General features: G+C 74.1%; 8 protein-coding genes. 5 read left to right on the forward strand and 3 right to left on the reverse strand.

The window, feature by feature from the left end; translation table 11 throughout:
- Positions 1-147: 147 nt before the first annotated feature.
- On the reverse strand, positions 148-2523 hold the full coding sequence (locus tag GSY65_RS11320; RefSeq protein ID WP_159767214.1) for an MMPL family transporter: 2376 nt from the start codon (positions 2521-2523) through the stop codon (positions 148-150).
- 70 nt (positions 2524-2593) lie between these two features.
- Entirely contained in the window at positions 2594-3625 is a 1032-nt protein-coding gene (locus GSY65_RS11325; protein ID WP_159767215.1) for an SMP-30/gluconolactonase/LRE family protein, read from the reverse strand.
- A 381-nt stretch (positions 3626-4006) separates the two neighbouring features.
- On the opposite strand from GSY65_RS11325, the gene GSY65_RS11330 reads away from it, so the two are divergent.
- From GSY65_RS11330 to GSY65_RS11350, 5 genes are all read left to right on the forward strand, one after another.
- Positions 4007-5920 carry a 2-oxoacid:acceptor oxidoreductase subunit alpha gene (locus tag GSY65_RS11330; protein WP_159767216.1) on the forward strand — a complete coding sequence of 638 codons (1914 nt, stop codon included), beginning with the start codon at positions 4007-4009 and terminating at the stop codon, positions 5918-5920.
- On the forward strand, positions 5910-6974 hold the full coding sequence (locus tag GSY65_RS11335; RefSeq protein WP_159767217.1) for a 2-oxoacid:ferredoxin oxidoreductase subunit beta: 1065 nt from the start codon (positions 5910-5912) through the stop codon (positions 6972-6974). The genes GSY65_RS11330 and GSY65_RS11335 overlap by 11 nt, the downstream gene beginning before the upstream one ends.
- Before the next feature lie 76 nt (positions 6975-7050).
- Positions 7051-7371, forward strand: a complete 321-nt coding sequence (fdxA, locus tag GSY65_RS11340) for a ferredoxin (RefSeq protein WP_159767218.1) — start codon at positions 7051-7053, stop codon at positions 7369-7371.
- 204 nt (positions 7372-7575) lie between these two features.
- Positions 7576-8619: an AfsA-related hotdog domain-containing protein gene (locus tag GSY65_RS11345; RefSeq protein ID WP_159767219.1), complete on the forward strand. Its 1044-nt coding sequence runs from the start codon at positions 7576-7578 to the stop codon at positions 8617-8619.
- Positions 8620-8688: 69 nt separating this feature from the next.
- Entirely contained in the window at positions 8689-11412 is a 2724-nt protein-coding gene (locus tag GSY65_RS11350; RefSeq protein ID WP_159767220.1) for an AfsR/SARP family transcriptional regulator, read from the forward strand.
- 458 nt (positions 11413-11870) lie between these two features.
- Here the strand turns inward: GSY65_RS11350 and GSY65_RS11355 are convergent, their stop codons facing one another.
- On the reverse strand, positions 11871-12905 hold the full coding sequence (locus tag GSY65_RS11355; protein ID WP_159767221.1) for an alpha/beta fold hydrolase: 1035 nt from the start codon (positions 12903-12905) through the stop codon (positions 11871-11873).

Here is a 12905-nt window from a genome sequence, read left to right on the forward strand (position 1 = left end):
GGTCCTCCCGCACCCTGTTTCCCGCGCGTCGCATCTACGCGGACGCGCGCGGCCGTATGGCCGTGTGGCCAAGTCGCCGTGCGTAGCCGTATGACCGTGTGGCCAAGTCGCCGTGCGTAGCCGTATGACCGTGTGGCCGACGCTGTGTCAGCCGGGCTGCTTCCCGGCCGCCGCGCCCGCCCGTTCCCTCTCCTGCGGCACCGGCGGCGCGGTGTCCGCCACGGCCGGCGGGGCGGCGGCATCCGGTGTGTCCGACGCGGCCGGGGCCGGGGCCGTCGGGGCCGGGCCGCCCTCGCGGATGCCGAAGCGGTCGTGCAGGCGGCGCAGGGGGCCGGGCGCCCACCAGGTCGCCCGGCCGGTGAGCGACAGCACCGCGGGCACGAGGAGCGTACGGATCACCATGGCGTCCATGAGGATGGCCAGGGCGACGCCCAGCCCGAGCATCTTGGTGTTGGTGATGCGGGACGTGCCGATGGCCACCATGACCACCGACAGGACGAGCGCGGCGGCGGTGATGACGCCGCCGGTCGAGCGGATGCCCTCGACGACCGCGGCCCTGTGGTCGAGCGTCCGCTCCTGCTCCTCCTTGATCCGGGAGAGCAGGAAGACGCCGTAGTCCATGGAGAGTCCGAACGCGAGGCAGAACATCAGCACCGGCAGGGCCGTCTCGATGCTCCCGGTCGGGGTGAAGCCCAGCACCCCCGACAGGTGCCCGTCCTGGAAGACCCACACCACGGCGCCCAGCATCGCCGTCAGGCTCAGCGCGTTGAGCAGTACGGCCTGCAGCGGCACCAGCACGCTGCCGGTGAGCAGGAACACCAGGACCAGCGTGGCGAGGACGATGATGCCGATCGCCCACGGCAGGCCGCGGCCGATGGCGGCCTGACTGTCGATCAGGGCGGCGGTCGTGCCGGAGGTGTGGTGGGGGAAGTCGGCGTCGACGGCCCGCACGTCCCGCACCAGGTCCTTGCCCTCGTCGGAGACGGCCTCCACGCCGGGCACCACGGTGAGGTAGGCGGTCTCGCCGGCGGTGCGGCCCGGCTGCGCCGGTCCGGTGGCCCGGCCGTCCTGGTAGGTGCCGGTCGGCCCGTCCACCCGGATCACCCCGTCGAGCCGCGACAGCCGCTCGGCGTAGGCGCCGAGTCCGCCGGCGGGCGCGTCGCGGGTGACGACCTCGATCGCTCCGGTGGGGCTGCCCTGGAAGTGGTCCCTGATGTTCTCCTGCACCACGCGGGAGTCGGCGGAGGACGGCAGCTGCCGGTAGTCGGCGGTGCCGAAGTCGACGTTCAGGAAGGGCGCCCCGAGCAGCAGCAGGACGGCCAGGGTGCCGGTGGCGACCAGCGGCGCGCGCCGCATCACCCCGCGGGCCAGCCGGGCCCAGCCGGCCCCGGAGGCGGCGGTCCCCGGGGCCCGGCGGGAGCCGCGCCGGACCAGCTTGCGCACGTCCCAGGCGTCGATCCGCCGGCCGAGGACGGCGAGCAGGGCCGGCAGCACCACCAGGGCGGCGACGGCGGCGAGGACGACGACGCTGATCCCGGCGTAGGCGAGGGACCGCAGGAAGTACAGCGGGAACACCATCATCGCGGCGAGCGAGACGGCGACGGTCGCCGCCGAGAACAGCACGGTCCGCCCGGCGGTGTTGAGGGTGACGGCGAGCGCGGCGGGCAGGTCGCGGCCGGCGGCGAGTTCCTCGCGGTAGCGGCGCACGATCAGCAGGGCGTAGTCGATGGCGAGGCCGAGGCCGAGCGCGGTGGTGAGGTTGGTGGCGAAGACGGAGACGTCGGTGAAGGAGGTGAGGACCCGCAGCACCGCGTTGGTGCCGAGGATCGCGATGACACCGATGCCGACGGGGAGCAGCGCGGCCACGGCGCTGCCGAACACGACCATGAGGATGAGGAGCGTGATCGGCAGCGCGATGACCTCGGCGCGCACGAGATCCTCGCGGATGAAGGTCTGCTGCTCGTTCTGGACGGCGACGCTGCCGCCGACGCGGACCGTGAGATCGCCCTGCCGTCCGTCGAAGTGCCCGACGATACGGTCCTCCAGGGTGCGGTCGGCCTCCAGTTCGTCCCCGGTGAGCCGGGCCACCACCAGGGCCTCCCGCCCGTCGTCGGAGCGCAGTGCCCCGGCGCCGGTGTCCCAGTAGGAGGTGACGCCGGTGACGCCCCGCTCGTCGGCGAGCCGGGCGGCCAGTTCCCGGCCCTGGCGGGCCACGTCGGCGTCGTCGACCCCGCCGTCGGCACGGGCCAGCAGCACCAGGTTGGGACGGGCCCCGGGGAACTCGCGTTCCAGGAGGTCGGCGGCGTACGAGGACTCGGAGGTCGGGTCGACGACGCCGCCGCTGCCCCCGCTGCGCAGCCGGTCGGCCACGCCGCTGCCGAGGACGACGGCACCGGCCAGCAGGACCACGGTGAGCACGAGCAGCAGCCGGGACCGGCGGACGGCCAGCCGGGCGAGCGCGGTGAACAGGCCCCGGGGCGGGGCGGTTTCGGGGGGCGGGGTGGGTGTGGTGGCGGGGGACATGGGGGCTCCCGGTGGTCGGGGTGGGTGAGGTGCGGGCCGGGCCGTACGCCCGGGGAGGCCGACCGGGTCGTCAGCGGCGACGCAGGTGGAACTGGCCGGGCGTGGTGGAGGGGACGCCGGTGAGGATCTCCCGGAGCCCGCCGCTGACCACGTAGTCGCCGTACGGGGTCACGGCGACGGTGGTGGGGTCCTCCAGCGGCCAGGTCTGGTCCCGCACGGTGCGCGCGGTGCGCCAGCAGTCGGTGGACCGCAGCTCCAGGACGGCGTCGCGGCCCGGGCGGCCGTCGGCCGGCGACAGGTCGTTGGACACGACGACCAGGGAGCCGTCCGGGCGCAGGGCGATGCCGTCCATGGAGGCGGGCGCCCGGTCGAGGCGGACCTCGCTGACCTTGGGCCGCGCCGAGCGGGGCCGGTCGACGCGGAAGAGGCGGCCACCGTCGTACTTGCCCATGAGGAGGAACCCGGCGGGGTGGTGGACGATGCCGTTGGGGCCGGTGGCGTCGGTGAGGAAACGGTCGTCGCGGATCACCCGGAGGAGTTCGCCGGCCCGGCTGACGACGCTGATCGTGTCGACCCCGGTGTCGGTGACGTAGAGGGTGCCGTCGCGGTCGACGGTGACGTCGTTGGCGCGGGGCTGGTCCTGTCCGTCGGACAGGTCGACCAGGTGCTGGACGGCACCGGTGGCGAGGTCGAAGACCCCCACTCCGGACACCGGGGGCAGCGTGGGGTCGACGATGCCCATCAGCCGGAAGAAGTAGTCGGTGTAGGCGGCCAGGACGCGGCGGCGGGGCGCGTCGACGGCGATGCCGAGGACGGACACGCGGGCGAACGGGGCCACCAGCGGGGTCACGGAGCCGTCGGCCCGGACCACCGAGATGGTGCCCTGCGCACTGGACCCCACGAGGAACGCCTTCCTCGTGGGGTCCCAGGCGACGCCCTCCGGGTACACGCCGGGGGCGGTGACGCTGAGGCTGCGCGGCAGCGGGCATCGGGCTGGTTTCGCGAACGCCGGCACGGGGGCGGTGGCGAGCGCACCGCCCAGGGAGACCGCGGTGGCGAGTCTGAGCAGTGTGCGGCGGGAGGCCGGGGCTGACGCGTCCAAGGTGTGCTCCTAGGAAAAGGGTGACGAGTTGTCGTGAGGCGGGCTGGGCCGGTGTGTGGTCGCGGCGGGCCGGGTCGTGTGTGGGCGCACCTGATGCCCCGCTGGGGGAGGCGCCGGGTCCGGCTGTCCGGCGGACGTGGGGCAAGGGTCGCGAGCCGCTCTGGAGAACCGCTGAACCTGCGCTGAACCGGCCGGGGGCGGCCGGACGCGGTGTGCGGCGCCCGTGGGGCGCTTTGGTCCGGCGCAAGGCGGGCTGCCTAACGTCCCGGCCTGCCAGGTCCCGTCGGAGCGTGTCCGGCGTCCCGGAGTGCGGGAACGCGCCGGCGGGGTCCGGCCCACGCAGCGGCGCCGGACAGCGGAAAGCCAGAGGAGACGAGTCGCGTGACGGTAGACACCGTGGACATCGAAGAGGCCGAGCCGACGTCGGCCGGGATCCGCGCCAAGGAGGTGCGCCGTCTGGACCGGGTGGTCATTCGGTTCGCGGGTGATTCCGGTGACGGTATGCAGCTCACCGGTGACCGTTTCACCTCCGAGACCGCCTCGTTCGGCAACGACCTGTCAACCCTGCCGAACTTCCCCGCCGAGATCCGCGCCCCCGCCGGCACCCTGCCCGGCGTCTCCAGCTTCCAGCTCCACTTCGCCGACCACGACATCCTCACCCCCGGCGACGCACCCGACGTCCTGGTCGCCATGAACCCCGCCGCCCTCAAAGCCAACATCACCGACATCCCCCGCGGCGCCGAGATCATCGTCAACACCGACGAGTTCACCAGACGCGCCCTGCAGAAGGTCGGCTACACCACCAGCCCCCTGGACGACGGCACCCTCGACGCCTACCACGTCCACCCCGTGCCCCTGACCACCCTCACCGTCGAGGCACTCAAGGACTACGGCCTCACCCGCAAGGAAGCCGAACGCAGCAAGAACATGTTCGCGCTCGGCCTGCTGTCCTGGATGTACCACCGCCCCACCGAAGGCACCGAGAAGTTCCTGAAGACCAAGTTCGCCAGGAAACCCGACATCGCCGCCGCGAACATCGCCGCCTTCCGCGCCGGCTGGAACTTCGGCGAGACCACCGAGGACTTCGCCGTCTCCTACGAGGTCGCCCCCGCCGCCACCGCCTTCCCCCCCGGCCTCTACCGCAACATCTCCGGCAACCTCGCCCTGTCCTACGGACTGATCGCCGCCTCCCACCAGGCCGACCTGCCGCTCTACCTCGGCTCCTACCCCATCACCCCCGCCTCGGACATCCTCCACGAACTCAGCCGCCACAAGAACTTCGGCGTGCGCACCTTCCAGGCCGAGGACGAGATCGCCGGCATCGGCGCCGCCCTGGGCGCCGCCTTCGGCGGCTCCCTCGCCGTCACCACCACCTCCGGCCCCGGCGTCGCCCTCAAATCCGAGACCATCGGCCTCGCCGTCTCCCTCGAACTGCCGCTGCTGGTCATCGACATCCAGCGCGGCGGCCCCTCCACCGGCCTGCCCACCAAGACCGAACAGGCCGACCTGCTCCAGGCCATGTACGGCCGCAACGGCGAAGCCCCCGTCCCCGTCCTCGCCCCCAGAACACCCGCCGACTGCTTCGACAGCGCCATCGAGGCCGCCCGGATCGCCCTGACCTACCGCACCCCGGTCCTGCTGCTCTCCGACGGCTACCTCGCCAACGGCTCCGAACCCTGGCGCATCCCCGAACCCGGCGAACTGCCCGACCTGACCGTCCAGTTCGCCCAGGGCCCCAACCACACCCTCGACGACGGCACCGAGGTGTTCTGGCCCTACAAACGCGACCCGCACACCCTCGCCCGCCCCTGGGCCGTCCCCGGCACCCCCGGCCTGGAACACCGCATCGGCGGCATCGAGAAACAGGACGGCACCGGCAACATCTCCTACGACCCCGCCAACCACGACCTCATGGTCCGCACCCGACAAGCCAAGATCGACGGCATCGACGTCCCGGACCTGCGGGTCGACGACCCGGACCGGGCCGACACCCTGGTCCTCGGCTGGGGCTCGACGTACGGGCCGATCACCGCGGCGGTGCGGCAGTTGCGGGAGGCCGGGGAGCCGATCGCGCAGGCGCACCTGCGGCACATCAACCCCTTCCCGAAGAACCTGGGCGAGGTCCTCGCGCGGTACCAGCAGGTCGTCGTGCCGGAGATGAACCTCGGGCAGCTCGCCACGCTCATCCGGGCGAAGTACCTGGTCGACGCCCGTTCCTACACCCAGGTCGCCGGTACACCGTTCACGGCGGGCCAGCTCGCCCACACACTGCGGGAGACGATCCGTGGGAACTGAACTGCGACTCCAGCCGAAGGACTTCAAGTCCGACCAGGAGGTGCGCTGGTGCCCCGGCTGCGGTGACTACGCGATCCTCGCCGCCGTCCAGGGCTTCATGCCCGAACTCGGCCTCGCCCGCGAGAACATCGTCTTCGTCTCCGGCATCGGCTGCTCCTCCCGCTTCCCGTACTACATGAACACCTACGGGATGCACTCCATCCACGGCCGCGCCCCCGCCATCGCCACCGGACTGGCCACCTCACGCCGCGACCTCTCCGTCTGGGTCGTCACCGGCGACGGCGACGCCCTCTCCATCGGCGGCAACCACCTCATCCACGCCCTCCGCCGCAACGTCAACCTCAAGATCCTCCTCTTCAACAACCGCATCTACGGCCTCACCAAAGGCCAGTACTCCCCCACCAGCGAAGTCGGCAAGATCACCAAATCCACACCCATGGGATCCCTCGACGCACCCTTCAACCCCGTGTCCCTCGCCATCGGCGCCGAAGCCACCTTCGTCGCCCGCACCGTCGACTCCGACCGCAAACACCTCACCGACGTCCTGCGCCAGGCCGCCGCCCACCCCGGCACCGCCCTCGTCGAGATCTACCAGAACTGCAACATCTTCAACGACGGCGCCTTCGACATCCTCAAAGACCGCCGACAAGCCGAAGAAGCCGTCATCCGCCTCGAACACGGCCAACCCATCCGCTTCGGCACCGACCACGCACAAGGCATCGTCCGCGACGAGACCACGGGTGATCTGAAGGCCGTCACCGTCACCCCCGACAACGAGGCCCGCGTCCTCGTCCACGACGCCCACACCCCCTCCCCCACCACCGCCTTCGCCCTCTCCCGGCTCGCCGACCCCGACACCCTCCACCACACCCCCATCGGCGTGTTCCGCTCCGTCGACCGCCCCGTCTACGACACCCAGATGGCCGACCAGCTGGAGCAGGCCGTCGAGATGAACGGCAAGGGCGACCTCGGCGCTCTCCTCGCCGGCAACGACACCTGGAAGGTCGGGCGTTCCGCCCGGCACCCCCGCTCGACCACGGCCGCCCGGCCGTGAACCGCAGCACCACCGCAAGCCCGCGAACCGCACCACCGTCACCGTTCGACCGCAGCACCCCGGGGAGGGACAGCAGATGGCCTATGTGATCGCTCAGCCCTGTGTCGACGTCAAGGACCGCGCGTGCATCGACGAATGCCCGGTCGACTGCATCTACGAGGGACCGAGGAAGCTCTACATCCAGCCCGACGAATGCGTCGACTGCGGCGCGTGCGAACCCGTCTGCCCGGTGGAGGCGATCTTCTTCGAGGACGACGTCCCGGCCGAGTGGGGCGCCTACCGGACCGCGGACGCCGAGGTCTTCGCCGAGCTCGGGTCGCCGGGCGGGGCGAGCGCGACGGGGCCGCTCGCCGCCGACCATCCCCTGGTCGCCGCGCGTGCCGCGCAGGCCGCGTAACCCTCGCACCGCCCGGTGTCCGGTCGCCGGATGGCCCGATTCCGCGGTGGTCCAGCCCGGTTCCAGGCCAGGTACAGGCCGATACCAGTGATCCAGGACACCGTGGAGGCGGTGGCGGAATCTTTTCGCCACCGCCCCGCGGCGTTGTGCGCGCCGGCCGCGCCCCGCGCGCACGCCGGGCCGGCCATCCCAGAAGGAGCTGCAATGGACATCACCTTCACCTCCCAGCCCGCCCCGTCCGCCCCGTCCGCCCCGTCCGCCCCGGACACCAGAGGTCTCGTCGCACCGCTGCACCTGCTGCACAGACCCGTCACACCGGAGGGGTTCCTGCTGGACGCCGCCGCTCCCGTGGAGCAGCACTTCGCGCTCTCCGCCGAACTACCGCGGGAGCACGGGACGTTCAACGACGGGCCGGGCACCTTCCACGATCTGCTCTACATCGCCGAGACCCTGCGCCAGGCGACGCACTTCGTCGCGCACCAGTACTTCCGGGTGCCCGTCGAACGCCCCGCGGTGTTCGTCTCCAGCGGTCTCGACGTCCTCGACCCGGCGCCGTGGCGCCGCACCGGCAGGCCGGCCCATCTGACGCTGGACCTCACCCTGACGCCCCTGGACGTGGTCAACGGCGTCCCGCGCGGCCTGGACTGCCGCAGTGACGTGGCGATCGACGGCGTCCGCTGTGGGAGCGCTTCCGCGCGGCTGCAGTTCCTGATGCCGGGGGTGTACCGGTCGCACCGTGAGGTGGGACGCCAGGAGAGCCTGCGGAGCACCGCTCCGGTGGTGCGCCCGCCGGCCTCCCTGACGGTGGTCACGCGGGAGGACCCGGCCGCCGTGGCGCCCGGGTCGGTGGGGCGCGGGGACCCGCGCAACGTCGTCGTGGGACCGCCGCTGCGGGCGCCGTACGGGGAGTTCGTGCTGCCGGTGTCCGCCGACCCCGGCCACGAGGTCTTCACGGCCGTGGCCGGCGACCATGTCCCCGGCCCGGTGTTCCTGGAGGCGTCCCGGCAGGCGTCGCTGCTCGCCGCCGCCGAACTGCACGGGCTGCGGCCCGCCCACGCCCTGCTGACCCGCTGGCGGGCGTCGTTCCGCGGGTTCGGGGACGCCGACCTTCCGCTGACCTGCACGGTCGTGGCGCAGGACCCGGTCCGCGACGACGCGGGCCGTCCCACCGTACGCACCCGGCTCGCCTTCAGCCAGGGCAGCCGTGTCCTGTGCACCGCCTCGGCCGTCCTGCTCCAGGACTGCTGACCGTACGCCGCCGCCCGGACCGGCCGACGCTCTCCTCTCCCCTCGTCCTCATGATCAAGGAGCTCTCCGATGCGTTTCCGGGTACTGGGGCCGGTGAGTCTGTCGCCCCGCACTCCCTCCGCCGCGAAACCGCGCGCGCTGCTCGCCACCCTGCTCGTGCAGGCCGGTGAGGTGGTCCCCGTGCACAGTCTGATCGACGAGCTGTGGGGGACGGAGCCCCCGCGCACCGCGACCACCACCCTCCAGGTGTACGTCTCCCAGTTACGCAAGGTCCTCGCCGGCGCCGACGGCTCCGCGCGCTCCGGGGAACTGCTGACCCGGGCCCCCGGTTACCTCCTCGCCGTTGCCGAGCGGGACTTCGACCTGCCCTGCTTCGAACGGCTGCGGGCCGCGGGCCGCGCCGCCCACCAGGAGGGCGACTTCGGCCGCGCCTCCGAACTGCTGCACGAGGCGCTCGCGCTGTGGACCGGCCCCGCCCTGTCCGGGATCCCGCACGGGGTGCGGCTGGAGTCCGCCGCCATCCGGCTGGACGAGCTGCGGATGGAGGTCCTGGAACAGCGGATCGTCGCCGACCTGCGGCTGGGCCGCCACCAGGAGCTGGCCGGGGAACTGCTGGCCCTCGCCAACGAGCACCCGCTGCGGGAGACCCTGCACGGACACCTCATGGTGGCGCTGTACCGGACGGGCCGCGGATCCGACGCGCTGCGGGTGTACGGGCGGCTGCGCCACTCCCTGGTGGAGGAGCTGGGGGTCGAACCGAGTCCGGGCCTGTCCCGGCTGCACGAGCGCGTCCTGCGCCGCGAGCCCTCCCTGGACTGGCAGCCGCCCCGCACCGCGCGCCGCGCGACCGGCGACGACCCGGGCGGCGCGGCCGGCCCGCCGGGGCCCCCGGGCGCTCCCCGGCGGGCGGCGGGACCGGCCGACGGGCCGCGGCCGCTGCCCGGCCCGCCCCCGGCGCTGCCCGCCGCACCACCCGGGTTCGTCGGGCGGGACGAGGAACTGGCGTACGGGGAACGGGCGCTGCGCGGAGGCGTCGGCCGGCCGGCGGTCAGGGTGCTGGCCGTCTCCGGGCCGGCCGGCGTCGGCAAGACCGCGCTGGCGCTGCGGCTCGCGCACCGCACGGCGGACCTGTTCCCCGACGGCGGGCTGCTGCTCGGGCTGCGCGGGCCGCAGGGGCGTCCGCTGAGTGCCGCGCAGGCGGGCGCGTCCCTGCTGCGCCGGCTCACCGACGACGTGCCCGGCGGGCCGCTCACCGACCCGGAGGAGCTGACCGACCGGCTACGGCGGGCCCTGCACGGGCGCCGGATGCTGCTCGTCCTGGACGACGCCGCGTCCGAGCAGCAGATCCGGCCGCTGCTGCGGGCCGTCACGGAGGGCTCGGTGATCGTCACCGGCCGCCGCCGGGCCGCCGCCCTCGACGGGGCGGAGCACCTGCGGCTGGACGCGGTGCGGCCGGAGGAGGCGGTGGAGCTGCTGCTCGCCGCCGGGGGCGAGCGGATGGCGCAGGACCCGGTGGCGGTCGCCGAGATCGCCCGGCTGTGCGGCTGCTTCCCGCTGGCGCTGCGGGTGGCCGCGGCGGCCCTGACGGCGCGCCCGCACACCACGCCCGCCGCGCTGGCGGGCCGGCTGCGCGACGAGCGGACCCGGCTCGGTGTGCTGCGCGAGGGCGACCTCGACCTGCGCTCCAGTCTGCTGACGGGGTACCAGGAGGCCGGGCCCCCGCTGCGGCGCGCCTTCCGGCTGCTGTCCCTGGCGCCGGCCCCCGACTTCACGGGGTGGACCGTCGCGGCCCTGCTGGGCACCGGGCAGGCGGAGGCGGAGGAGATCGCCGAGGAACTCGTCCGGGCCCAGTTGCTGGAGGCCCGCTCCGACGGCCGGTCCGTCCGCTACGGCTTCCACTCGCTGCTGCGGGTGCTGGCCACCGAACTGCGGGAGGCGGAGGCCGACGCGGCCCGGACGCGGCGGGACGCCGTGGAACGGCTGGGCCTGGCCTACGCGGGCCTCGCCCGGTACGCCGACCGGCGCCTCGCCCCCGGACGGGACTGGCGGGCCCGGCCCGGCACCGGGCACCCCGGCCCGGACGCGGCCGCGATCGTCGGCGCGAGTCCGCTGGGATGGTTCCGCGAGGAGGCCACGGGCCTGGTGGAGACGGTGCGGCAGACGCACGCGGCGGGGCTGTGGCCGCTGGTGGGGGACCTCGCGGGCAGCGCCGCCGGGTACTTCCACGCCTGCGCCGCGTGGGAGGAGTGGGAGGAGACCCACCGGCTCGCCCTGGACGCCGCGCGGCGGGCCCGGAACACGCAGGCCGAGGCGGCGGTCCGGTACGCGCTGGGCGACCTGGCCTGGCAGCGCCGCCAGGCCGACCGGGCGCTGCGCTACCACACCGCCGCCCAGCAGGCGTTCGAGCTGGTCCGCGACCGGACCGGGGTGGCGCGCTGCCGGATCGGCGCGGCCGACGTGCTGCTCGGCCAGGGCCTGCTGGAACACGCCGCCCGGCGGTACGGGCGCGCGCTGGCACTGTGCTCGGCCGAGGGGGATCTGCGGGGCGAGGTCGCCGCGTTGAAAGGGCTCGCCCTGGTCAACCTGCGGCGCGGCCGGGTGGAGGTGGCGCGGCGGCAGCTGGAGCAGTGCGGGCGCGCCGCGGAACGCCTCGGTGACCGCCGCTGGACGGAGTACGTCCGCCGCACCGCGGCCCGGCTGGCCCCGGACCCCGCCCACCGTCTCTCCCCCGTCGGCCACGCGGTCGAGGTGGGCCCCGGCATGTGGCTCATCGGGACGGCCACGGCCGCCTGACCCCGGCGGGAGCATGCGCTGGCTCCGGGAGCGGGGCAGCCGCGAGGCGGTTCCTGAATCGAGGCGGCGGCGAGGTCGTCCGGGGAGCGAGGCGGCGGCGAGGTCGTTCAGGGAGCGAGGCGGCGGCGAGGTCGTTCAGGGAGCGAGGCGGCGGCGAGGTCGTTCAGGGAGCGAGGCGGCGGCGAGGTCGTCCGGGGAGCGAGGCGGCGGCGAGGTCGTTCAGGGAGCGAGGCGGCGGCGAGGTCGTCCGGGGAGCGAGGCGGCGGCGAGGTCGTTCAGGGAGCGGGGCGGCGTGGCGTCGTCCCGGCGGGAGCCGTACGACCCGCTCGGTCGGCCTCCCCACCGGACGGTCACAGGCGGGGGGAGCCGCGTGACGTCCGGCACGCGGCTCCCGGACGGCCGGCGACGGCAGCGGCGGGGGCCCGGTTCTCCCGGCCGGTCCCCCGCGTGGCCGGCCGTCAGCCGGTGGCCCGCCCCTGGAGGGGACGGGCACCCCGGGTCCGGGTGTGGGCGCGGCGGGTACGCAGCAGTTGCCGCCATTCCTCGGGGCTGAACCGGGCGGGCCGGGTGCGGCCGATGAAGTCGTGGAGCACACCGAGGAAGCGCTCCGGGTCCGTGTGGAACGGGAAGTGCCCGGCGTCCTCGAATATCTCCAGCCGGCTGCCCGGCATGGACACGTGACCGAGACCGGCGTGCAGGGCCGGGACGACCATGTCGCGCCCGCCCCACACCAGCATGGTCGGCATGCCCTGCGTCAGATAGCAGCGGTCGAGCAGGGTGCCGACCTGGCCCCGCCAGTCGACGACGGCCCGCAGGGTCCGGACGAAGGCGCTGCGCGAACTCGCGTCCGGCAGGGCGTCCACCACCCGCAGCAGATCCGGCGCGTCGGCCCCGAGCCCGGTGTTCAGCGTCTTCATGATCCGTACGAACATCTGCAACTGCCATCGCACCGTGGGGAGTTGGAAAGCCGACAGCAGCAGCTCGGCGCCCGGCAGGGTGGCGGCCCGCAGCAGCGGGGAGACCTGGCGGCCGATGCCTCCGCTGCCGACGAGGACCAGCCGCTCGGTGCGCTCGGGGAACTGGTAGGCGAACTGGGCCGCCACGGCGCCGCCGAGGGAGTGGCCGACCAGGGTGGCCCGCTCGATGCCCAGGGCGCTGAGGAGGTCCCGCAGCCCGTTGGCGTACGCGCCGGGAGAGTAGTCGCCGCGCGGTTTGGCGGACGCCCCGTGGCCGAGGAGGTCGGGCGCGAGGACCCGGTAGCGGGCGGCCAGGCCCGGGATGATGTCGGCCCAGGTCGCGGAGGAGTCGCCGATGCCGTGGATCAGCACCACCGCGGACTCGCCCTTGCCCGCCATGCGGTAGGCGAAGCGGTACCCGTGCAGCTCACGGGTGCGGACGCGGACCTCGTTGCGGCCCACCGCCCGCGGCCCGGGCCGCCCCGGCTGCAGGCTGGGCCGGAAGGGCGAGCGGGCGGTGAAGGGGTCGTCGGCCAT

This window comes from Streptomyces sp. HM190 (genome assembly GCF_009857135.1).
Classification (GTDB): Bacteria; Actinomycetota; Actinomycetes; order Streptomycetales; family Streptomycetaceae; genus Streptomyces; species Streptomyces heilongjiangensis.

What these genes read in the sequence shown, in the direction of transcription:
- GSY65_RS11320 (WP_159767214.1), bottom strand. Translation starts at nt 2,523, where the DNA reads ATGTCCCCCGCCACCACACCCACCCCGCCCCCCGAAACCGCCCCGCCC.
- fdxA (WP_159767218.1), top strand. Translation starts at nt 7,051, where the DNA reads ATGGCCTATGTGATCGCTCAGCCCTGTGTCGACGTCAAGGACCGCGCG.
- GSY65_RS11345 (WP_159767219.1), top strand. Translation starts at nt 7,576, where the DNA reads ATGGACATCACCTTCACCTCCCAGCCCGCCCCGTCCGCCCCGTCCGCC.
- GSY65_RS11350 (WP_159767220.1), top strand. Translation starts at nt 8,689, where the DNA reads ATGCGTTTCCGGGTACTGGGGCCGGTGAGTCTGTCGCCCCGCACTCCC.
- GSY65_RS11355 (WP_159767221.1), bottom strand. Translation starts at nt 12,905, where the DNA reads ATGGCCGACGACCCCTTCACCGCCCGCTCGCCCTTCCGGCCCAGCCTG.